The sequence below is a fragment of the Humitalea sp. 24SJ18S-53 genome (assembly GCF_050632385.1).
In the GTDB taxonomy this organism is placed as follows: Bacteria; Pseudomonadota; Alphaproteobacteria; order Acetobacterales; family Acetobacteraceae; genus Humitalea.
In genome coordinates this window covers 4,568,743-4,590,660 of sequence record NZ_CP192599.1, presented here as the reverse complement: position 1 = coordinate 4,590,660, position 21,918 = coordinate 4,568,743, and the positions used below count along the sequence as shown (strand labels likewise).

Here is a 21,918-nt window from a genome sequence, read left to right as displayed (position 1 = left end):
CGTCGCGGCCTTCGTCGCCGCGACCCTGTTGCCGGCGCAGTCCGAGGCCGTTCTGGTCGGCCTGCTGCTGGCCGGGGACCAGCCGGCCTGGCTGCTGGTCGCGGTCGCCAGCCTCGGCAATACGCTGGGCGCGATGGTGAACTGGTGGCTCGGCCGCCAGGTGGAGCGGTTTCGGGATCGCCGCTGGTTCCCGGTCAAGCCGGAGGCGCTGGCACGGGCCAGCGGCTGGTATCGGCGATGGGGCCACTGGTCGCTTTGGCTGTCCTGGGCGCCCTTCATTGGCGATCCGCTGACCCTGGTGGCCGGGGTGCTGAACGAGCCGCTGTGGCGCTTCGTGCTGGTCGTGGGGCTGGCAAAGACCTGCCGCTATGCGGTGCTGGCCGCGATCACGCTGGGCCTTATGTGACGCGGTCGAACTCCACCACGAAATTTTGCGGGAAGGGCGTGCCCTGCACCTGACCGGCCGCCCCCGGGGCGCGGCGCAACCCGCGCAGTTTCAGCAAGGGCTTCAGCATCTGCGGCATCAGCGCGCGGTTGATGTGGCCACCGAAACACGTGTGCATGCCGTAGCCCCAGAGGATGTAGTCCCGCGCCGGGCGGTCCGTGCGGAAGGCGTTGGGGGCCTCCACGGCCAGCGGGTCGAACATCGCCGACAGGTTCGACGCCAGGACCATCGTTCCTTTTGGAATCGTCCGCGCCCGCAGGGTGCCGCGCGCGATCTCGCTATCCCGCACGGTGCGGCGGTAGATGACGGGGTTGATCGGGTCGAAGCGAAACGCCTCCATCACATGGGCGGTCAGCAGCGCGTCATCATCCGCCCGTGCCGCCGCCTGGGCGCCCGCCAGTGCCTCCGGCCGGTCCAGCAGCACGGCGAGGGCCTGGACCGATGCCTTCGACAGGGTGGGCACGAGCCCGATCAGCAGCCCGATCAGGTTGTTCCGGATACCCAGGTCATCCATCCCCGGCGTGCCGGCGCGTTGCAGGGCGAGGCAGCGGTTCAGCACGTCATCCGCGTCGGTCGGGTTCGCATGGCGTTCGGCGATGGCGCCGTCGAGGTAGGTTCGCATCGCCGCCGCGGCGCTTAGTCCGGCCTGGGTCACCGCCTCGGTCCCCGCCAGATCGACGAAGAGGTACCAGAACATTTTCGTGGTCCCGTCGATCATCGCCTCTTCCGACGAGCCGGGCGTGCCGAAATAGGCGGCGACGACGCGGGCGGGGACACGCCGGGTCAGATCGGCGGCGACATCGATGCGCCCGGGCGCCGCGGCGACGATTTCGGCCGAAAGCCGCGCGGCCAGGGGGATGAGGATGCCCGACACATCGTCCCGCCGCACCGCCAGCCGCATGTTCGACACGTCGCGCGTATAGGCTGGGCTGTCCTGCATCCCGAGGAAGAAGTTTTCCCCGGCGGTGATCGCCCGCATCTTCGGTTCGTAGACGACGGCAAAATCGGCGTCGCGTTCCAACACCTCGGTGACATCGGTGTGGCGGGTGACGATGGCCGTGCCGGTATTGTCATAGGCTTTGATGAGTTGCCGCCCAAGCACGATGTTCGGCAGCACGAAACGCAGCAGCGAAAAAACGTGTCGCTGGTTTTCCGACGCCGCCAGCGTTGCCACGCGATCGCCCGACACCAGTTGCGGCGCCAATGTGACCAGCGCGACCAGCGCCGCCCAGCCCATGGCCAGGCGGATACGCAGCCCTGAAACCAGGGCCGCGATCACGTTGGATCGACCACGCCGGTTGCGATCATGCGCAGCGCCGTCATGCTCGGCACGAAGAAGTAATCACCGCCGCGCGTTTCGACGAACTGTGGCAAGCGGTCGCAGATGAAGGGCGGCTTGCCGCTGGCGGGATCGCTGGCAATGACGAATTTCGCGTCCTCGCCATGGTTGCCGATGATGGGGCAGGTGTCGTTGCCGGCCATGAAATCCAGCCCGTATTGCATCCATTGCTGCTGCACGAACTCGAACTGGCGGAACAGGCTGGCACAGGCCGCGAGCATGACGATGCCATGTTCGCCGGTGTCATCGCCGCCGGGTTGCGCGGCGCCATAGGGCAGGCCGCGCCGCAGGATGCGGCGACGGTTGTTCAGCACCGATCCGTTGACCTGCTTCGGGTCATGCGTGGACAAATGCGGGTCCAGCATGTCGCGCGTATTGGACCGCCGCAGATGCGATCCAAACGGGCATTTCGCCCCGTCCGGATCGCCCGCGAAGGTGAAATCCACCAGCGCGCGGTCCAATGCGGCAAGGGTGGCCTTGTCGCCGGCGGCCTCGGCGGCGGCGCGACGGGTCCGCACCGCCTGCCATTCGCCAAAGGTTGGGGCGGAGACCAGTGGCACGCCATCCGCCCAGCGCCCGGCGATCTTCGCCATCAGCGTGGGTTCCGCTTCCGCACGCGGGACCTGCATCACGGCGGCGAAGGCATCGGCTTTTGACGCGAGGTAGTTGCGGAAGCCCGCGACATTCTGGTGCAGCTTGCGATAGGCGAAGAAGGTGCCGTTGCGGCTGAAATCCATCGGCATCGCGTGGCCCGCGATTTCCTGCGATTCATCCGGGTGGCCCAACAGGAACTCGCCGGCGGCGATGGGTTGCCAGGTCTGGTCGGCCATCAGCTTGCCCTGGCCGATCACCTCGCGCGCCATGTTCTCGTCCGGCACCTGGCCCTCGAACACCGGGTCGCCGATGGCATCGACGAAGCCGAAGTGTTCGACCGGGATGGGGTAATACGTGCCGTCCCCGGCCTGTTGCAGCAGGGCCGACAGGTCCTGGTAGGCGGCATTGTCGCCCCGATGGCCGGACAGCACCGTGACGCCGCCCTTGGTCTGGTCGCAGAGCGCCGCGATTTCCCGCGTGATCTCGTCAAGCCGATCGACCGGCGTGCCATCCGGCTTCATCTGCGCGTTCAGCGTGACCAGGATGTGGACGCGGCGCAGCGGATCGGTGGTCGGGCGCCAGACCGGATCCCAGGTTTCCTTGATGTTGTGCGGATAGTTGTCGCAGAGGATATCGGCGCGCGCGGCCATGCCGTCGATGAATTCATCCGGCATGCCGCGCAGGGTGCGGATCGGCACGTCCAGCGCCAGCAAGCCGCGGAAGGTGAAGGCCAGGTTCACCGCCACCTCTGGCCGCGCCTGGTAGATGGTGCCGGGCGGGTAGGGGTTGGACTTGGATGGCCAGCGCACCGCGGTGGTGACGATCGGCCGCAGCATGTCGATCACCATGCGCCCGGCTGCGGCATTCGCGACATTCAGCAGCAGGAAACGACCTTTGGGGAATCCAAGCCGGCCATAGGCCGACAGGATATTGCCCTGTATATCGGCGAGTTCGCGCTGGATGGTCATCGCCGCCTCCCTTATGCCCGCACCACGCCGGGGGGCTGCGTGGGGGCCGCCGTATCCTCCGGCTTGTGGTCACGCAGAAAATCGCCGAATGCCGCGTGCAACGCCGCGTCATCCTTGCCCTGGGTGTCGATCGCGAAGGATGTGAAGCGCTGTTGCAGATACAGCGCCTTCAGCACCCCCGGCAGGTCGGCGCCCGGTGCCGGCGGGAAGGGCAGGGCGCCCTTGGTCATCACCTCGCGGTAGGCATACCAGAGGCCGACGACGATCCCGGCCAGCCCCAGCAGCATCAGCAGCCGCCAGCCATGATGGTGCGCGAGCATCATGCCGATCAGCCCGACGACGAAGACCAGCGCCGCCACGCCCGCCGGCGCCAGCACCTGTTTCAGCGGCAGCGGCGACAGCGGCGGCGCGCCGGGCCAGTAGTCGTTGAAGGGCATGGTCGTCTCGACCTGGCAGCGCGTGATCAGGCTGACAAAACTATCGGCATCCGTCGCGTCGCCCTGGCAGTGGCTCAGGATATCCCGCAGTTCCGGCGCCATCACGGCCCAGATGTCGCGCAGCCAGGTGGCGAGGGCCTCGGGCGATCCGTCCGCCGCGTCGAAATCGGCGACGAACATCAGGTAGGGGAAGGGCAGCCGGTCCACCGTGTCGCGCGTATGCGGCTCCGGCCCCGCCAGCGCCACCTTGATCGGGTCGCGCTGGCCGCGGCCGTTGAAGGCGACATCGTCCATCACCGTGAACCGCGCGAAATGCGTCGCCCGGTTGCGGGCAAAGGGGCTGTTCTGGCCGATGCGCTCGGTCGCCGGCGTCTGCAGCGCGGTCGGCAGCGCGATCAGCACCTGCCGCAGCGCGTGGACGTGGGAGATGATCATCGCCGTGCTGCGCGGATCGGCCACCAGATCGGTGCGGACCGGGATCAGCGTCGTCAGGAAATAGTGGCCACCATCGAAGTTCGGCATCGCCAGGGACCCCCGGTCAGCTTGGCGGGCGCGATACCAGCGCCCCGCGATTCAGGTCGGCGTTCTGCGTGTCGTTGCTGGCGACCGGCGCGTAGCCCGGCGACGGCAGGTCGTTCTGCACCGAGGCGAGCGCCCGACGATACGCGGCGGCAAACCCCGCCGGGTCCATCGCCGCATGTTTTTGCCGCAGGTCGTCCAGCACCGCGCGCACCCGGAACGCCGCCTTGATGTCGCGCTGCGCCGAGCCCGGCGTCGCGTTGTAATAGTAGTCGATGTCGACCTGGTTGTGCCGGATATAGGTCTTGAAGGGCGTGATCGGGATGGATCCCGGGTAGCTGGTGCTGGAATACCAGAACAGGTCCAGCCCATTCGGAATCCCGTCGGAAAAGGCGTCGATATACTGGTCCCAGGTGCCGTTGAAATTGCTGACGAACAGCATGTAATCATTGGCGAGTTGGGGTTTCCCTTGGCCAAGGTCTGGCCACTGGTCGCGCCGGATCATGACCCAGCGGGCGAAATGGATGATCGACAGGCCCAACAGCCCGCCCAACTGCTGTGGCTGGGTGCGGGCCACCATGAAGATGAAGCGATTGATCCACGTCTTCCACGGCCGCATGGGCGTGACGACGTTCATCCCATAGGCCTTGCCGGCGACGTTCGACATGCGGGCCCCTCCCCGAAGGGAGCCTAGACCGCCCGCATGCCGAAATGGAACAGATGAAAGTCAGGCGTTCCAGTCGGGTGCGAAAACCGGGTTCACGGCGCGCTTGTCCTTGGGCAGGGCGGCGATGGCGGCCAGATCCGCCTCGGTCAGCAAGGGGGCGATATCCAGGGCGGCCAGGTTCGCCGCCAGGTTTTCCCGCCGTGACGCCTTGGGGATGGGCACCACCCCGTCCTGCCGCATCAGCCAGGCCAGGGCGACCTGGCCGGGGGTGACGCCCAGCCGGGTCGCGATGGCGCCCAGGGTCGGGTCCGCGGCCAGCCGCCCCTGCGCCAGCGGCGAATAGGCGGTCAGCACCATGTCATGCGCGCGGGTGATGGCCAGCAGCCGGTCCTGGCCGAGCATGGCGTGATACTCAACCTGCAACGCCGCCAAGGGCGCGCCGGTCGCCAAGGCGGCCTCCAGCAGCGCGGGCGGGAAGTTGGCGACGCCGATGGCCTTGGTCAGCCCCTCGGCCTGCAGCGTCTGCAGGGTGTCCAGCGCCTGGTTCAGATCCATGCCCTTCGCCGGCCAATGGATCAGGTACAGGTCCAGTTGCGCCAGCCCCAGGCGCCGCAGCGACATCCCCATGCAGGTGCGCATCGCGTCCGGCGACAGGTTGGTCCACCAGACCTTGCTGGTGACAAAGACATCGTCGCGCGGCACGCCGGAGGCCGCCAGCGCCATGCCGACCATCTCCTCATTGCCATACATCTCGGCGGTGTCGAGATGGCGGTAGCCGAGTTCGAGCGCGGTTTCGACCGATGCCTGGCCGGAAGCGCCAAGCAGGCGCCAGGTGCCGAGACCAATGCGGGGAATGTTCAGGGTCATTGCCTACTGCTTCGCGAGGTTCACCAAGCCACAAAAGCCTGTTTCGGTACCAAAAGCGAGATGCGCGCCGCTGCGGCTCCAGGCCAGGGCGGAGACGGCGCCGCGGCCGGGGGCCGCGACCGGCACGATCTTGCCGCTGCTGACCTCGACCATCAGCACCAGCCCATCGCCGAACCCGGCGGCCACGACCTCATGCTGCGGATGGCAGGCGATGCGGGTGCAGAGCACGTCGTCGCCACCGGCCAATTCGGTCGGCGCCTTGCCCATCGGCCCGCCGCCGAAGAAGGGCCAGAGCACGACGCTCTCGGCCCCGGCCGTCGCCAGCCAGCGGCCGGATTTGGTGAAGCCCATGGACTTGGTCTTGCCCGGGTAGCCGGACATCCGCATGTGCTGCCCATCCTCAAGCCGCCAGCCGTGCAGCGAGGCTTCCTGCATCGCCGTCACGACATGCGTGCCATCGGGGTGCATGACGACGCCGGTGTGGCTGCCCTTCCATTCCAGGAAGCGCGGGCTGTCCACCTTGGCCGCGACATACCAAAGGCTGGCGCCATTGTAGTGCGATGCGACGATGCGCTTGCCCTTGCCGTCCAGCGCGATGCCGGTAACGGACGAAGGATGCGCCAGGGTCTTCAGCAACTTGCCCTTGGCATCGAAGACCTGGACCTGCTTGCCGACGGCGGCGGCGCGTACGCCGGCCGGGTGGGCGGCGACATGCTCGACCCATTTCATCGCGCCAAGGGACGCGACCTGGGTGACGCTGCCATCGGGTGCCACGCGGCACAGGCGGCCGTCATCGCCGCCGGTCAGGAAGCCATCGGCGCAATCGGGGACGACGGTGCGGGTGGCGCCGTCATGGGCCGCGATCTCGCGCCATGGGGCCGCGAAATCATCCGGATCGGCCAGGCGCAGGCTGCCATCGCCCAGGGCAAAACCGACGGTCTTGCCCTCCTGCCCAAAGGCCACGCCCATGACCCAGGCGTCCAGGCTGTGGGAGATGCCGCGCCTGGCGAGCAGCGCGTCGGCATCGTCGATGGTGGTGCTCATCAGGCGACGCAGGCCTCGAACCCACGGCGCAACTGCGGGCGGTTCAGGTCGCGGCCGATGAAGACGATCTTGCTTCGGCGTTCGGCCCCGTCCTTCCACGGCCCGATGAAATCGCCATCGGCGATCATATGGACGGCCTGGAAGGCGAAGCGCCGATCCTCGCCGGCATAGGCCAGGATGCCCTTGGTCCGCAGCAGGTCCTGGCCCTTGGTCGCCAGCAGGTCCTGGATCCAGACGTTGAATTTTTCCGGGTCGATCGGCTTCTGGGTTTCGAAGGACAGCGACATAATGTCGCCATCATGCGTGTGGTGGTCCTCGCCCGAGAGGAAGTCCGGCTCGCGTTCCAGGATACGGGCCAGGTTGAAGGCGTCGCGGCCGACGACCTGATCCAGCGGCACATTGGATTTTTCCGAGCGGACCAACTGCGCCCAGGGGTTGATGGCGCGGATGCGCGCCTCGACCGCATCGGCCTCGGCCGGGGTTACGAGGTCCATCTTGTTCAGCACGATGAGGTCGGCAAAAGCGATCTGCTCCTCGGCCTCCTTGCTGTCCGCCAGGCGGGCGAGCAGGTGCTTGGCATCCACCACGGTCACGATGGCGTCGAGCTTGGTCGCGCGCTTCACATCCTCGTCGACGAAGAAGGTTTGTGCGACGGGGGCGGGATCGGCAAGGCCGGTGGTCTCGACGATAATGCCGTCAAACCTTTCGCGGCGCTGCATCAGGCCCGACAGAATGCGGATCAGGTCGCCGCGCACGGTGCAGCAGATGCAGCCGTTGTTCATCTCGAACACTTCCTCGTCGGCATCCACCACGAGGTCGTTGTCCACGCCAAGCTCACCGAACTCGTTGATGACCACGGCGAATTTCTTGCCGTGGTTCTCGGTCAGGATGCGGTTCAGCAGCGTGGTCTTGCCGGCGCCGAGATAGCCGGTGAGCACGGTGACGGGGACGGGGGGACGGTCGCTCATGAGGGGTCTTCTTGCAAGGTTGGCCGCAATATGGTGCGGCGGGTGGGCTTCGACAAACGGGGCGGTCAGGGGTCGGCCTGATGGCGTTGCGGGTCCATCGCGTCGTGCAGGACGCGCAGCACGACGACCTCACCAGGTGCCCTCTCGCGGAACATCACCACGTGGCGACTGCGCCCGCGCAGGGCAAGCACGCGGAACTCGGGGCGATCCCCATGGGCGGGGCGGCTTCCCGGCACGCCTGGCCCTTGCTGCAGCAGGACCAGGGCCTGTTCGATGGCACGGCGATACAGATCTCGCTGGGCCGGGCCGAAATGTCGCGCTGTCCAGGCAAGGATGCCGCCTATGTTGGAGATCGCTTTCTGGGTCAGCGTGACCCGCCACAAGCTCACCCGGCCGCCGCATCCTGTTCACGGACCAACCCATCGAGGAAGGCTGAGATATCCTCGGGGCTTCCCAGCGTGACGGCCCGGCCGGCCGCGAGGTCGGCCTCACCCTCCGCCATCAGTCCCAGCAAGTGCTGCAGCCGTGCGGCATGGTCGGCCTCCTGCACCTCCACCAGCCGCAACCCGCTGCGCAGCACCTCGCTGGCATTCTGGTAGCGGCCGGAGGCGACCAGCCGGTCGATCAGCACAGCCTGGTGTTCGGTGACGACGACGTTGCGGGTGGGCATGGGGTGGCTCCTGACGATTGGCAGATTATGCCAATCTGCCTGCCCTGTCGCTACGAAATCGCCCCCACAGCCTCGCGCACCGTCTCGACGATACGGTCGACGTGGCTGTTTTCGATGATCAGCGGCGGCGACAGCGCGATGATGTCGCCGGTGACCCGCACCAGCACGCCCTTGTCGAAGCAGCGATGGAAGACCTCCATCGCCCGCTTGCCCGGCGCGCCGGGGCGCGGCGCCAGTTCGACTGCACCGACCAGACCGAAGTCGCGGATATCGACCACGCCCGGCGCATCGGCCAGGGCGTGCATCCCGGACTGCCAATAGGGTTCCATGGCGGCAGCGCGGCCGGGTAGGTCCTCGGACCGGTGCAGGTCGAGCGTCGCGATCGCCGCGGCCGAGGCCAGCGGATGCCCCGAATATGTATAGCCGTGGAACAACTCGATCCCGGCCGGCGAACCATCCACGATCGCATCATAGACGGCGTTGGAGGTCGCCACGGCGCCCATCGGCACCGCCGCGTTGGTCAGGCCCTTGGCCATGGTCATGATGTCCGGCACGACGCCCAGCCGGTCGGCGGCGAAGGCGGTGCCCAGCCGCCCAAAACCGGTGATCACTTCATCATAGATCAGCAGGATGCCGTATTTGTCGCAGATCGCGCGCAGCCGCTCCAGGTAACCCTTGGGCGGCACCAGGACGCCGGTCGAACCCGACATCGGCTCCACCATCACCGCCGCGATGGTGTCGGCGCCATGCAGCGCCACCAGGTCTTCCAGCTTGTCGGCCAGGGCCGCGCCATGCTCCGGCTGCCCGCGCACAAAGCGGTTCTGGTGCGGCAAATGCGTATGGGGCAGATGGTCGGTGTAGGGCAGCATCGCACCGAACTGCTTGCGGTTGCCGCCGATGCCGCCGACCGACATGCCGCCAAAACCAACGCCGTGATAGCCGCGTTCCCGCCCGATCAGCCGCACCCGCTGCGCCTGGCCGCGCGCGCGGTGGTAGGCCAGCGCGATCTTCAGCGCGGTATCGGCGCTCTCGCTGCCGGAATTGGTGAAGAAGACGCGGTCCATGCCCGCCGGCGTCATCTCCGCCACCCGCGCCGCGGCCTCGAAGGCCAGGGGATGGCCCATGTTGAAGGTTGGCGCGAAGTCAAGGATTCCGGCCTGACGCTGGATCGCCTCGGTGATCTCCCGCCGCCCATGGCCCGCGTTGCAGCACCACAGCCCGGCCGTGGCATCCAGCACTTCGCGGCCTTCGGGCGTGAAATACGACATGCCCTCCGCCCGCGCGAGCAGGCGCGGGTTCGCCTTGAAGTACCGGTTGTCCGAATAGGGCATCCAGAAGGCTTCAAGGTTGTTCGGTCGCGAGACGCGGATGTCATCGGGCATGGCGGCGATCCTTGGTTCAGAACGGCAGTTTGAGCCCGGCGGGCAGGTTCATGCCAGCGGTGGCGTTTTGCATTTCGCTCGCCATCGCCGCTTCGACCTTCTGCTTGGCGTCGGCGTGGGCGGCGATGATCAGGTCTTCCAGGACCTCGCGGTCATCCATCAGGCTGGGGTCGATCGCGACGCGCTTGAGGTCGGATTTGCCCGATAGCGTGACCTTCACCATGCCGCCGCCAGCCTGGCCTTCGACCACCATGGCGTCGAGCTTGGCCTGCATTTCCTGCATCTTGCCCTGCATCTGCTGGGCCTGCTTCATCATGTTGGCGAGGTTCTTCATGGAGAGTCTCCGTTAATCCTCATCGGGGAATTCACCATCCCAGGCGCCGGAGGCGTCGGGCGGGGCGAAATCGGGGAAATCGGGTTCCGGCGTTTCTTCGGCGATCAGGCCATAGGCGTCCAGCCGCTCGTCGCGCACCGGGCCGATGGTGGCCGTCGGGAAGACGGCCAGGATCGCCTGCACCAGCGGATGCGCCCGGGCCGCTTCGTGGCGGTCGGAGGCGAGGGCCGCGCTCTGTTCCGCCAAGGTCGCCTCGCCCGCGTCGTTGGACAGGGTGATGGTCCAGCGCCGACCGGTCGTCTCCAGCAGCATCGCCGCCAGTTGGGAGGCGAAATCGCGCGGGGCCTCCGGCCGCGGGCGCAATTCGATGCGGCCTTCGGCAAAACCGACCAGATGCACCGACTGCACCAGCATCGCATGCAGCAGCGGCGCCCGGCCGGATGCCAGGGCGACCACGTCGCGGAAGGCACGGGGGGCGGCCATCGCCGGCACATCCAGTGGCACCGCCACGGCCAGGGCCGCGCCGCCACCACCTTGCATGGCCCGCAGCGGCGGCGGGCCGCCGCCGCCGCCGGACGGTGCCGGCGCGCCACGGCCCGAGGCGGCGCCGTTCGGATCCAGCCGGCGCAAGACCTCACCCGGCGGCGGCAGGGCGGCGGCATAGGCGAGGCGGATCACCACCATTTCGGCCGTGGCGCGGCGGTCCACCGCATCGGCGAATTCGCCCAGGCCCTTCAGCAGCATCTGCCACAGCCGGGTCAGCGACGGGATGTCCAGTTGTGCGGCCAGCGCCGCGCCCCGCGTGCGCTCGGCTTCCGGCAGCGAGGCATCGTCCCGTAGGGCCGGCACCGCCACCATGCGGGTCAGCGTGTGGGTCAGGTCGGCCAGATCGGCCAGCACGACGGCCGGATCGGCGCCGCGTTCATGCGCTGCCCCCAGCACCGTCAGCGCGGTCGCGACGTCGCCGGCGACCAGTGCTTCCATCAGGTCGAACACGAGGTCGCGGCCCGCCAGGCCCAACATGTCGCGCACCGTTTCGGTAGCGACCGCCTGGCCGGGGCCGGCCAGCGCGATGGCCTGGTCCAGAAGCGACAACCCGTCGCGCACGCTGCCATCGGCCGCGCGGGCGATCATCGCCAGGGCCTCTGGCTCCAGGCTGGCGCCCTCCAGCCCCGCGATGCGGGTGAAATGCGTCGCCAACGACGTTTGCGGCACGCGCTTGAGGTGGAAGGTCTGGCAGCGCGACAGGATGGTCGCCGGAACCTTGCGCAACTCGGTCGTCGCGAAGAGGAATTTTACCGCTGGCGGCGGTTCCTCAAGCGTCTTGAGCAGGGCGTTGAACGCCGGCCCCGACAGCATGTGGACTTCGTCGAGGATGTAGATCTTGAAGCGCGCGCGGCTTGGGCGGAAGCGCACCTGTTCGCGGATTTCGCGGACATTCTCCACGCCGTTGTTGCTAGCGGCGTCCAGTTCGATCACGTCGGGGTGGCGGTCGGCCAGGATGTCGCGGCATTCGGCGCAGACCCCGCAGGGTTCGACCGTCGGGCCACCCGTGCCATCGGCGCCGATGCAGTTCAGCGCGCGGGCCACGATTCGGGCCGTGGTGGTTTTGCCCACCCCGCGCACCCCGGTCAGCATGAAGGCATGCGCCACGCGGTCTTGCGCAAAGGCATTGCGCAGGGTGCGGACCATGGCTTCCTGGCCAATCAGGTCGGCAAAGGTCTGCGGGCGGTATTTGCGGGCCAGCACGCGGTAGGGGGTATTGGCGGGGGCGGCGATGACCGGGGCAGGTGGTGGGGCTGCGGCCGGTGGCGGCGGCGTCGGCTCGCCGAACAGCCCCATGCCCTCGGGCGCAGGCGGTTCGGGCAGCGATTCGACCGCTGCCTCATCCGATCCAAAGAAATCCGACGGCATGGGCGGCGGGGCATCCTGCGTCAGGCGCCAGGCGATCCGCCGGGCGACGTTGGCGGCCGAACCCCGCCCGATAAAGACCCTTCCAGGCTGGGGCCCAGATTGGGGCCCAGATTGGGGAAAGGGTGGAAGACCGACAAGCGACCCAGGCGAGAACCCGTTGCGGCTGCTTCCTTCCGGACCTGACCGGGTTGGCGAGGGGCCCGTCCGCCGCCGGCCTTCCGTTGCGGTATATCGCGCGCCGGGGCCGCCGCGGCAAGTCCGCGCCTGAAGGATTGCCTTTTCGGGCTGTCTCTGGCCCTCGCGGCAAGGGGGCGCTATGGGGGGCACCCTGGCTTGAACCGCCTGGCGCCCGCGCGCCACGGCCCCGCCCGCGGCACACCCCCCGTGCCGTCGGCCCTGATGGACCCCCGATGCGCCACTTCCTCGACTTCGAAAAGCCGATCGCCGAGTTGGAAGGCAAGATCGACGAACTGCGCCGCGCGACCGACGCCGACGGGCTGGACCTGGCGGATGAGGTCGGGCGCCTGCAGGACAAGGCCGAGAAACTGCTGGCCGCGACCTATTCCAAACTGACGCCCTGGCAGAAGGCCCAGGTCGCCCGCCATCCCGACCGCCCCAAGGCGTTGCAGACGATCCAGGCGCTGATCCAGGACTTCACCCCGCTGGCCGGGGACCGCGCCTTTGCCGATGATCCGGCGATCATCGGCGGCATGGGCCGGTTTCGCGGCCGCGCCGTGGTGGTGCTGGGCACCGAGAAGGGCACCGATACCGACAGTCGCGTGCACCGCAACTTCGGCATGGCGCGGCCCGAGGGCTATCGCAAGGCACGGCGCCTGATGGAACTCGCCGGGCGCTTCAACCTGCCGATCCTGTCCTTCGTCGATACCGCTGGCGCCTTCCCGGGCATTGAGGCCGAGGCGCGTGGCCAGGCCGAGGCCATCGCCCGCGCGATCGAAGCCGGGCTCGACGCCCCCGTCCCCTTCGTCGCGACCATCATTGGAGAGGGCGGGTCAGGCGGCGCCATCGCCCTTGCCGCGGCCGACCGCGTGCTGATGCTGGAACACGCGATCTATTCGGTGATCTCGCCGGAAGGCTGTGCCTCCATCCTGTGGCGCGACGCCGCCATGGCGCCGACGGCGGCCGAGGCGCTGCGCCTGACGGCCGAGGATCTGAAGCGGCTGGAACTGGTCGATGCGGTGATCGGCGAACCGCTGGGCGGTGCGCATCGGGACCCGGCGGCGGCGCTGACGGCGGTCGGGGATGCGGTCTGGGCGGCGCTGACGCCGCTGCTGGGCCAGGATGGCGCGACCTTGAAGGCCCGGCGGCGGGAGAAATTCCTGGAGATGGGCCGCAACGCGGTCGTCTGACGGGCGCCTTAGCCCGTCGCGGTCGGGGTCGCCGCCAGATAGGCCTGGACCCCGCGCGACAACGCCGCCGCCACCCGCGCCCGATGGTCCGGCCGTCGCAGCGCCGCCTCGTCCCGCGGGTCCGACAAGAACCCCATCTCGACCAGGACCGAGGGGATGTCCGGCGCCTTCAGCACGGCGAACCCCGCCTGGCGATGCGTGTTGGGCAGCAGCGGCACGGTCTCGCCCAGCGATGTCACGGCCATGCGCGCCAGGCGGTCGGAGCCTTCCCGCGTTTCGGCCTGCACCAGGCTGATCAGGATGCGCGCGACCTCCGGGCTGACGGGCGGCAGGTTGAGGCCGCCGGCACGATCGGCGTTGTTTTCGCGGCGGGCGAGCGCGGCCGACATCGCGTCCGTCGCATTGCCGTTCAAGGTATAGACGCTGGCGCCGCGCGCGCCGGGCGCACTGTCGGCATGGAGCGAAATGAACAGCGCGGCCTGACGCCGCCGGGCGATGGCGACGCGTTCGTCCAAGGGGATGAAGATGTCGCGGTTGCGCGTCAGCAGCACGCGGCAGCGCCCGCTGCCTTCCAACTGGCGGCGCAGTTCCTGTGCGGCGGCCAGGGTGATGACCTTCTCATGCACGCCGGTTCTGGCGCCGATCGTGCCGGGGTCGCGCCCGCCGTGCCCGGGGTCGAGCACGACCAGCGGCAAGGGGGGGCGGCGGGCCGGCCGCGTCGGCCTCGACTGCGCCAAGGCAGGCGACGCCAGGCCGCCCGCCGTCCCGAGGCTGGCGAAAAGGGCGTAGAGGCGTCGGCGGGAAAACGGCAAATTCGGCAACCTGCGGTGGCAGGGCGCAGCATATAGCCTGGATCGCCTCCGGGTTTAATCGAGAAAAACGCCGCAAGCGCCTGTGTTACTTCGGGTCGTTCGGTCCGATCCGCGATGCCCATTTTGTCGGCAACCAGACGGTTGCGGTTGTAGCCTCCCGCTCCTATGGTGCGGTGCCCCGGCGGCACGCGCCGCTGGCGGCGCATTCGGGGCTGGCTGCCCCGTCGGTGTCGGCACGCCGCCCGTTCCCCTTAACAGGGCCGGTGCGGCATTCGCCAGCGCCGCGCCCGTTCGATCGGGCAGGGCGGCCAATTCTTGCAGGCATGGAGCGGCCGCTTTGCCGCCGCCCGTTCGCCGGCATCCCCTTAAGCGTCGCCGCACGCGACCGGGTGCGCGCGGGCTTGGCTCACCTCGATGTCTTCGGGGCCGCCTGGCCCATCGCGCGCCTGCCGCTGGCCCGACCGTGCCCGTGGCCCCTCCGGCCGCGGGGCCATTCCGGGGCATGACCCAGCACGTCGCATCGCCACCGGGCCGCCGCATCCTGCGCGGCCCGCCGAGGGAAAGGATGAGACACCCCACCATGCGCCGCATGCAGCGCCAGGTCGTGTCTCAGCGTCCCGCACTCGGGCCCGCCACCCCATGCCGCCCCGCAGCACCCCAAGCGTGCCGGGGCAGGGAGTATTCCGCGCCATGACCAAGCGCATGTTGATCGACGCATCCCACCCCGAAGAAACACGGGTGGTCGTCCTGGACGGCAACCGCCTGGATGATTTCGACATCGAGGCCGCCGACCGCCTGCCCCTGAAGGGCAATATCTATCTGGCCAAGGTGGTCCGGGTGGAACCCAGCCTGCAGGCCGCCTTTGTCGAATACGGCGGCAACCGCCACGGCTTCCTCGCCTTTGGCGAAATCCACCCCGATTACTACCAGATCCCGGTCGCCGACCGGCAGCGCCTGCTGGCGGCCCAGGCCGCCGAAGCCGCTGAGGACGCGGCCCAGGACGAAATCGACGCGGCGCATGAGGCAGCCCTGGCCGCCGCCCTGACCGAAGCCGCGGCCAATGGCGACACCCTGGCCGCCGAAGTGCTGGCCGAGGCGGGTGTGACCGCCGCGTTCGAGCCGGATGCCGTGGCCGAACCGATCGAGGCCGGTCTTCCTGGCGCCGAGGCCCCCGAAGCCGCGGCCCCCGAAGTCGGGACCGCCGAAGCCGTGGTTGCAGAGGCCGCTGTCGTGGACGCCGTCGTCGAGGAGGCGCCGGTCGCCGAGGCGACCGCGCCGGAAGACGCCGCCCCCCCCGAGGCTGTCGCCGTCGCCCCTGACGCCGAACCGACCCCCGATGCGCCGCCCCGCGCCCAGCCGATGTCGATGAACGAGGAGGTCCGCCACGGCGAGGCCGCCCCGCCCGCCGAGGCCGATGTGGCCGAGGTCGAGCCCGAAGCCGACCTCACCGCCGCCGCCGCGCCCCTGGCCGACCTGCCCGAGCCCAACGCCAATGACGGCCCCGGCCCGATCGAGGTCGAGACCGGCGCCGAGGACACCCCCCCGCCGGAGACCCTCGGCGGCGAGGACGAGGAAGAAGAAACCCAGGACGAACAGGCCCGCGAACGCCGCGTGCCGAACCGCTACCTGCGTCACTACAAGATCCAGGAAGTCATCCGCCGCCGGCAGATCATGCTGGTGCAGGTCGTCAAGGAAGAGCGCGGCGGCAAGGGCGCGGCCCTGACCACCTATATCTCCCTCGCCGGCCGTTATTCGGTGCTGATGCCGAACTCGCCCCGTGGCGGCGGTGTCTCCCGGAAGATCACCTCGGCGACCGATCGCCGCCGCCTGCGTGAGATTGTCGAGGAAGTGAACCTGCCCGAGGGCATGTCGCTGATCGTCCGCACGGCCGGCGCCGCCCGTCCCAAGCCGGAGATCAAGCGCGACTGCGAATACCTGGTCCAGCTCTGGGACCACATCCGCGAACGTACCCTGGCTTCTGCCGCGCCGGCGCTGATCTATGAAGAAGCCGACCTGCTGAAGCGCTCGGTCCGCGACGTCTACAACCGCGACTTCGAGGAGATTGTCGTCGCCGGCGAGGATGCCTGGAAGGAAGCCCGCGACTTCATGCGGATGCTGATGCCGGGTCAGGAACGCAAGATCCGCCTGTATCAGGATCCCTTGGTTCCCCTCTTCGCCAAGAACGGTGTCGAACAGATCCTCGACGCGATGATGTCGCCCACCGTCCAGCTCAAGTCGGGCGGCTACATCGTCATCAACCAGACCGAGGCGCTGGTCGCCATCGACGTGAACTCCGGCCGCGCCACCCGCGACCGGCACATCGAGGACACGGCCCTTCGCACCAACCTGGAAGCGGCCGAGGAAGTCGCGCGCCAGGTTCGCCTGCGCGACCTCGCCGGCCTGATCGTGATCGATTTCATCGACATGGAATCGGCCCGCAACGATGGCATGGTCGAGCGCAAGCTGAAGGAATCGCTGCGCCACGACCGCGCGCGCATCCAGGTCGGCCGCATCAGCCACTTCGGCCTGCTGGAAATGTCGCGCCAGCGGCTGCGCCCGTCGCTGACGGAACATGCCTTCGTCACCTGCGCGCATTGCCAGGGCCTCGGCATCGTCCGCAGCCCGGACAGCGCCGCCCTGCAGGTGCTGCGCGGGATCGAGGAAGAGGGCGCCCGTCGCCGCGCTTCCGAAATCCGCGTCTTCCTGGCGGCGCCGCTCGCGATCCACATGCTGAACCGCAAGCGCGATCGCCTGATGTCGATCGAAGCACGGACCGGCATGTGCGTGCTGTTCGAAGCCGATCCCACGGCGCTGGGTGCGGCCTTCCGCATCGAACGCACCAAGGCGGCCAACCCGAACGCACCGCTGCCCACGGCGGCGACCTCGGCGTTGAAGATGGACTACACCGCCGCGACCGAGGCGGTTGAGGCGACCGAGGCCGAGGAACTGACCTTCGCCGACGACGCCCTGGCCGAGGATCTGGCCGATGAGACCAGCCCGCGGAGCCGCGACGACGCCAACGCGCGCAGCCGCGACGATGCCGGCGCGCGCAGCCGCGACGATGCCGGTGCGCGCAGCCGCGACGATGCCGGTGCGCGCAGCCGCGACGACGCAGCCCGCCGCCGTGGCGGCCGCCGCCGCCGTGGCGGTCGCCGCGAGGAAGGCGAGCGCGCGCCCGAACTGCCCGGCGCCGAAGCCGAGCCCGTGGCCGACCTGCCCGAGGTCGAGGTCCCGGAGGCAGTGCTGAACGACCTGGTGGGTGACAGCGAAGCCGAGGCCGATGCCGCCAACCCCGACAGCGAGGAGGCGCAGCGCCGCCGCCGCCGCCGCCGTGGTGGGCGTCGCCGGCGTGAGGAAGTGGCCGGCCGCGAAGGCGCCGAACCGGCAGCGACGGAGGAAGCCGAGCCTGAAGCCGCCCCGGCCCCCTTCACGCCGCCCGCCGCCGCTGCCCCGCGCTATGTCGGCCCGACCCCGGCCGATCCCTTCGCCGGCACGATGGACGACATCTTTGACGTGATGGCCGCGGCCGAAGCTGCGGCCGAGGCAGAGGCGACCCGTCGCGTCGCCACGCCGGCGGAGGCCGCCACCGTGGACTCCGCGCCGCTGGAAGCCGCGCCGATCGAAGCGGTGCCGGCTGAGGCTGCCCCGGTTGAGACTGCCCCGGTCGAAGCGGTCGCGCCGGTCCCGGCCGAACCTGCCGTGGTCGCTGCCCGGGCCGCGCCGGAGCCCGCCCCCGAACCGGCGCAGGGCCCGGCGATCAAGCCGATCGTGATCGGCGCCGAACCCGACGCCGCCGCCGCCCCGCGCAAGCAAGGGTGGTGGAAGCGCTGACAGCATAACCACCCATCCGGGGCATGACCCCGGATGGGTGATGCAACCCTCGGCATGGCTCGCGCGCTTCCTGACGGAGACAACCGTCCGGAGACGCAACATGACCAAGATCCTGATCGCCCGTCACAGCAGCCTCGGTGCCGCCTTCGTGGCACTGGTGGCTCTGTCCGCCTGCGCGCCCCAGCCCATGGACCGCGCAACCCTGTCCGAGGTCCGCGTGACGACCCCGGCCCCCGCGACCTGCGTCGTCACGCGCAACGGCGCGGTCACCTATCGCCTGACCTCGACCCCCGCGACGATCCCGGCCGGCTCGTTGAGCGAAGCCTCCGTCATCGCCTGTTCCTGGACCAATACGGCCGGGGCGGTGATGAACGGCACCTCGGTCATCGGCAACCACGGCTTCCACGTGGGCGGGCCTGGCGAGATCGTCTTCCCGCCGAGCTGAAGGGCGATCAGCGCCGCGGCGTCCATCGCCGCAACGCCAGCGCATTCAGCACCACGCTGACCGAACTGGCCGCCATCGCCGCCCCTGCGACCACCGGGCTCAACAGCCCGAAGGCCGCCAGCGGCAGGCCAAGCACGTTGTAGGCAAAGGCCCAGAACAGGCCCTGCCTGATCTTGCCGGCGGTGCGGCGGGCGATGTCCAGCGCCGCCGAGACCATCATCGGATCGCTGCGCATCAGCGTGATGCCGGCGGTATGCAGCGCCACGTCCGTGCCGGACCCCATGGCGATGCCGATATCTGCCGCCGCCAGGGCGGGGGCGTCGTTGATCCCGTCGCCGACCATGGCGACCACCGCGCCCGCGTCGCGCATCGCCGCGATCCGCGCGGATTTCTGGCCGGGCAGCAACCCGCCCTCGGCCTCGTCCAGCCCCAGCGACGCGGCCATGGCGGCCGCACTCGCGGGCGTGTCGCCCGACAGCAGCACGGTCCGCACGCCATCACGGCGCAAGGCCGCGACGGCGACCGCCGCCCCGGCGCGGGCGGCATCGCCGAAGGCCAGCAGCCCAAGCACGCGCGGCTCGGGCGAGGTCTCGGCCAGGAAGGCCAGGCTGCGCCCCTCCGCGCCAAGCCGCGCCGCGGCCGCGTCCAGGACCCCGGGCGCGAGCCCATGCGCGGCCAGAAACCCGGTATTGCCCAGGACCAGGCGCCGTCCCTCGACCACCGCCTCGACCCCCTGGCCCGGCAGAGCGCGGGATTCGGTGGCGGCAGCGATGGCCAGGTCGCGGCGCCCCGCCTCGATCGTCACGGCGCGGGCCAGCGGGTGCAAGCTGCCGGCCTGGACCGCGGCGGCCAGGCGCAGCAGGTCGTCGGCGTCGATGCCGGCCGGTTCGATGGCGACCACGGCTGGGTGGCCTTCGGTCAAGGTTCCGGTCTTGTCGAAGACGACGGTGGTGACCGCCTTGGCCCGTTCCAGGGTCGCCGCGTCGCGGATCAGGATGCCATGTCGTGCCGCGACCCCGGTGCCGGCCATCATCGCGGCCGGCGTCGCCAGGCCCAGCGCGCAGGGGCAGGCGATGACCAGCACCGCCACGGCATGTAGCACGGCGGCATCCGCCCCGCCGCCGGCGATCAGCCAGGCGATCGCGGTGATCGCCGCCAGCCCCACGACCACCGGCACAAAGATGGCGCTGACCTGGTCCACCAGGCGCTGCACCGGGGCGCGGCCGGCCTGGGCGTCCTCCACCAGGCGGATGATCTGGGCCAGCATGGTGCCGGCGCCGACGGCGGTGGTGCGGATCAGCAGCAGCCCGTCGCCGTTCACGCCGCCGGCGGCGACGCTGGCACCGGGCGCCTTGGCGACGGGCAGGCCCTCGCCGGTCAGCAGGGCTTCATCGACCTGGCTCTGGCCTTCTTCCACGACGCCGTCGACGGCGATGGATTCGCCGGGGCGCACCACGACCAGGTCGCCGATGGTCACCAGCGCCAGCGGGGTGTCGGCCTCCACCCCATCGCGGCGCACGCGGGCGGTATCGGGGCGCAGGGCGGCCAGGGCGCGGATCGCATCGCCGGTGCGGCGGCGGGCGATCGCCTCCATGTGCTTGCCCAGCAGAACCAGGGCGATGACGACGGCCGAAGCCTCGAAATACAATGCGCCACCCTGGCCTTGGGTCATGTTCCACAGGCTGAGCCCGAACGCCGCCGAGGTGCCGAGCGCCACCAGCAGATCCATGTTGCCGGTCCCGGCCCGCAGCGCCGCATACCCGGCCCGGTAGAACCGCGCGCCCAGCCAAAGTTGCACGGGCGCCGCCAGTGCCAGTTGCAACCAGGCGGGCGGCATGAGGTGAACGCCAAAGGGCATCAGCAGCATCGGCAGCACCAACGGGGCCGCCAGCACCAGGGCCGCGACCACGCGCAGCCGTTCGGCATGGTCGCGGGCCATGTCGTCCGGCCGCGTGCTGGTCTCGACCGGCGCCGCGTCATACCCGGCCCGCCGCACCGCCGCGATCAGCGTGGCCACATCGGCCGGGGCGGTCGCGGTCACCCGCGCCGTCTCGGCGGCCAGGTTCACCGTCGCGTCCAGCACGCCCGCCACGCCGCGCAACGCTTTTTCGACGCGCGCGGTGCAGGATGCGCAGGTCATGCCGATGATGCGCAGCGACAGGGTTTCGGTGACGGCGTCATAGCCCGCCGCCCGGATAGCCTCCGCCACGTCGCCCGCCGCGACTGCCCCGGTCACGCGTAGCCGCTCTGACGCCAGGTTGACCGAAGCCCCGGTCACGCCAGGCAACGCCCGCACGCGGCGCTCCACCCGCCCGGCGCAGGCCGTGCAGGTCATGCCGGCGATGCCGATGTCGAGCGAGGGCAGCGAAGTCGCGCTGTCGGGCATGGCGTCATCCTGTGCTTCACGTCACGGCGTCAGATGGGGTCGCACCGCGTCAAAACCCCTGTCCCGGACGCAGGGCAGGGCAGCACGGCGACGCCACCGGTCAAGGGCGCACCTTGCCCGCCGGCCGCCGCGCCCCGAGGATGCCCGAAGACGGGAGAAACACATCCAATGGATCTGAACATCGGTGCACGCTGCGCCCTGGTCACCGGCGGCAGCCAGGGCATCGGCCGTGCGGTCGCACGCGCCCTGGCCATGGAAGGTGTCCGCGTCGCCGCCGCCGCACGCCGGACCGAGCTGGTGCAGGCGCTGGCCGCCGAGGTCGCGGCGGCGGGCGGGGCCGAGATCATCCCCCTGGCGATCGACCTGACCGAGGCGGATTCGGCCCAGCGCCTGGCGGATGCCGCAGCGCGGGCGCTGGGGGCGGTCGATATCCTGGTCAATGCCGCCGGCGGCAGCCGCCCGCTGCAATTCGATGCCTCGCGCGCCGAATGGGACGAAGGCATGGAGGTGAATTTTCATCGCCTGCGCGAACTGACCCATGCCGTGGTGCCGGGCATGCGCGCGCGCGGCTGGGGCCGGATCGTGAATTTCACCGGCACCTCCGAACCCCGCATCATCAACGCCGCCTTCGCCGCCAAGGCCGCCGTCCACATCTGGGCCAAGGGCCTGTCGCGCGACATCGCGGCCGATGGCGTCACGATCAACTGCCTGCAGCCCGGCCGCATCCGCAGCGAGCAGATCAGCAAGCGCTACCCGACGCCCGAGGCCGAACAGGAATTCGCCGACGCGGAAATCCCCGCCCGCCGCTTCGGCGATGCCGCGGAGATCGCCGATGTCTGCGTCTTCCTCGCCTCGGACCGCGCGGCTTATGTGACCGGCACGGTCATCCCCGTCGATGGCGGCATGAGCCGGTTCGCGTTTTAGCAGGA

Annotated in this window: 19 protein-coding genes and 1 other RNA gene; 5 read left to right on the top strand and 15 right to left on the bottom strand. The window is 69.6% G+C overall.

What is annotated here, in order from left to right; genetic code table 11:
• Window positions 1–28 precede the first annotated feature (28 nt).
• Window positions 29–406: a YqaA family protein gene (locus ACQW02_RS22030; RefSeq protein ID WP_431282055.1), complete on the top strand. Its 378-nt coding sequence runs from the start codon at window positions 29–31 to the stop codon at window positions 404–406.
• Here the strand turns inward: ACQW02_RS22030 and ACQW02_RS22025 are convergent.
• From ACQW02_RS22025 to ffs, 13 genes are all read right to left on the bottom strand, one after another.
• Window positions 399–1,724 (bottom strand): cytochrome P450, encoded by a 1,326-nt coding sequence (locus ACQW02_RS22025; protein ID WP_431282054.1) that lies wholly within the window; start codon window positions 1,722–1,724, stop codon window positions 399–401. The two genes, ACQW02_RS22030 and ACQW02_RS22025, sit on opposite strands and share 8 nt — an antisense overlap.
• A complete protein-coding gene (locus ACQW02_RS22020; RefSeq protein WP_431282053.1) occupies window positions 1,721–3,346 on the bottom strand; it encodes a Dyp-type peroxidase in 1,626 nt (541 codons plus the stop codon). Before ACQW02_RS22020 ends, ACQW02_RS22025 begins: the two co-directional genes overlap by 4 nt.
• Before the next feature lie 11 nt (window positions 3,347–3,357).
• Complete coding sequence (locus tag ACQW02_RS22015; RefSeq protein ID WP_431282052.1) at window positions 3,358–4,305, bottom strand: hypothetical protein; 948 nt, start codon at window positions 4,303–4,305, stop codon at window positions 3,358–3,360.
• Between the two features lie 16 nt (window positions 4,306–4,321).
• Window positions 4,322–4,969 carry a hypothetical protein gene (locus ACQW02_RS22010; RefSeq protein WP_431282051.1) on the bottom strand — a complete coding sequence of 216 codons (648 nt, stop codon included), beginning with the start codon at window positions 4,967–4,969 and terminating at the stop codon, window positions 4,322–4,324.
• A 60-nt stretch (window positions 4,970–5,029) separates the two neighbouring features.
• A complete protein-coding gene (locus tag ACQW02_RS22005) occupies window positions 5,030–5,836 on the bottom strand; it encodes an aldo/keto reductase (protein ID WP_431282050.1) in 807 nt (268 codons plus the stop codon).
• Window positions 5,837–5,839: 3 nt separating this feature from the next.
• Window positions 5,840–6,880: a WD40 repeat domain-containing protein gene (locus ACQW02_RS22000; protein WP_431282049.1), complete on the bottom strand. Its 1,041-nt coding sequence runs from the start codon at window positions 6,878–6,880 to the stop codon at window positions 5,840–5,842.
• The gene (locus ACQW02_RS21995; RefSeq protein WP_431282048.1) at window positions 6,880–7,848 is read right to left on the bottom strand and encodes a CobW family GTP-binding protein; all 969 of its coding nucleotides are present in this window, start codon (window positions 7,846–7,848) and stop codon (window positions 6,880–6,882) included. Before ACQW02_RS21995 ends, ACQW02_RS22000 begins: the two co-directional genes overlap by 1 nt.
• Window positions 7,849–7,913: 65 nt before the next feature.
• The gene (locus ACQW02_RS21990; RefSeq protein WP_431282047.1) at window positions 7,914–8,237 is read right to left on the bottom strand and encodes a type II toxin-antitoxin system RelE/ParE family toxin; all 324 of its coding nucleotides are present in this window, start codon (window positions 8,235–8,237) and stop codon (window positions 7,914–7,916) included.
• Window positions 8,234–8,518: a type II toxin-antitoxin system ParD family antitoxin gene (locus tag ACQW02_RS21985; RefSeq protein WP_431282046.1), complete on the bottom strand. Its 285-nt coding sequence runs from the start codon at window positions 8,516–8,518 to the stop codon at window positions 8,234–8,236. The genes ACQW02_RS21990 and ACQW02_RS21985 overlap by 4 nt, the downstream gene beginning before the upstream one ends.
• 50 nt (window positions 8,519–8,568) lie before the next feature.
• A complete protein-coding gene (locus ACQW02_RS21980; RefSeq protein WP_431282045.1) occupies window positions 8,569–9,900 on the bottom strand; it encodes an aspartate aminotransferase family protein in 1,332 nt (443 codons plus the stop codon).
• Between the two features lie 16 nt (window positions 9,901–9,916).
• Window positions 9,917–10,234: a YbaB/EbfC family nucleoid-associated protein gene (locus ACQW02_RS21975; RefSeq protein ID WP_431282044.1), complete on the bottom strand. Its 318-nt coding sequence runs from the start codon at window positions 10,232–10,234 to the stop codon at window positions 9,917–9,919.
• A 12-nt stretch (window positions 10,235–10,246) separates the two neighbouring features.
• Window positions 10,247–12,148: a DNA polymerase III subunit gamma/tau gene (locus ACQW02_RS21970; RefSeq protein ID WP_431282043.1), complete on the bottom strand. Its 1,902-nt coding sequence runs from the start codon at window positions 12,146–12,148 to the stop codon at window positions 10,247–10,249.
• A 122-nt stretch (window positions 12,149–12,270) separates the two neighbouring features.
• Window positions 12,271–12,367, bottom strand: an RNA gene (gene ffs, locus ACQW02_RS21965) — signal recognition particle sRNA small type.
• A 191-nt stretch (window positions 12,368–12,558) separates the two neighbouring features.
• On the opposite strand from ffs, the gene ACQW02_RS21960 reads away from it, so the two are divergent.
• Window positions 12,559–13,515, top strand: a complete 957-nt coding sequence (locus tag ACQW02_RS21960) for an acetyl-CoA carboxylase carboxyltransferase subunit alpha (protein WP_431282042.1) — start codon at window positions 12,559–12,561, stop codon at window positions 13,513–13,515.
• A gap of 8 nt (window positions 13,516–13,523) precedes the next feature.
• Here the strand turns inward: ACQW02_RS21960 and ACQW02_RS21955 are convergent, their stop codons facing one another.
• Entirely contained in the window at window positions 13,524–14,327 is an 804-nt protein-coding gene (locus tag ACQW02_RS21955) for an N-acetylmuramoyl-L-alanine amidase family protein (RefSeq protein ID WP_431282041.1), read from the bottom strand.
• 690 nt (window positions 14,328–15,017) lie between these two features.
• Here ACQW02_RS21955 and ACQW02_RS21950 point away from each other — a divergent pair.
• The gene (locus ACQW02_RS21950) at window positions 15,018–18,158 is read left to right on the top strand and encodes an Rne/Rng family ribonuclease (protein ID WP_431282040.1); all 3,141 of its coding nucleotides are present in this window, start codon (window positions 15,018–15,020) and stop codon (window positions 18,156–18,158) included.
• A gap of 100 nt (window positions 18,159–18,258) precedes the next feature.
• Window positions 18,259–18,603 carry a hypothetical protein gene (locus ACQW02_RS21945; RefSeq protein ID WP_431282039.1) on the top strand — a complete coding sequence of 115 codons (345 nt, stop codon included), beginning with the start codon at window positions 18,259–18,261 and terminating at the stop codon, window positions 18,601–18,603.
• Window positions 18,604–18,610: 7 nt separating this feature from the next.
• Here the strand turns inward: ACQW02_RS21945 and ACQW02_RS21940 are convergent, their stop codons facing one another.
• Window positions 18,611–20,989: a heavy metal translocating P-type ATPase gene (locus tag ACQW02_RS21940; protein WP_431282038.1), complete on the bottom strand. Its 2,379-nt coding sequence runs from the start codon at window positions 20,987–20,989 to the stop codon at window positions 18,611–18,613.
• A 168-nt stretch (window positions 20,990–21,157) separates the two neighbouring features.
• Here ACQW02_RS21940 and ACQW02_RS21935 point away from each other — a divergent pair, with 168 nt between their 5' ends.
• Complete coding sequence (locus ACQW02_RS21935) at window positions 21,158–21,913, top strand: SDR family oxidoreductase (protein ID WP_431282037.1); 756 nt, start codon at window positions 21,158–21,160, stop codon at window positions 21,911–21,913.
• The last annotated feature ends 5 nt before the right edge of the window (window positions 21,914–21,918 follow it).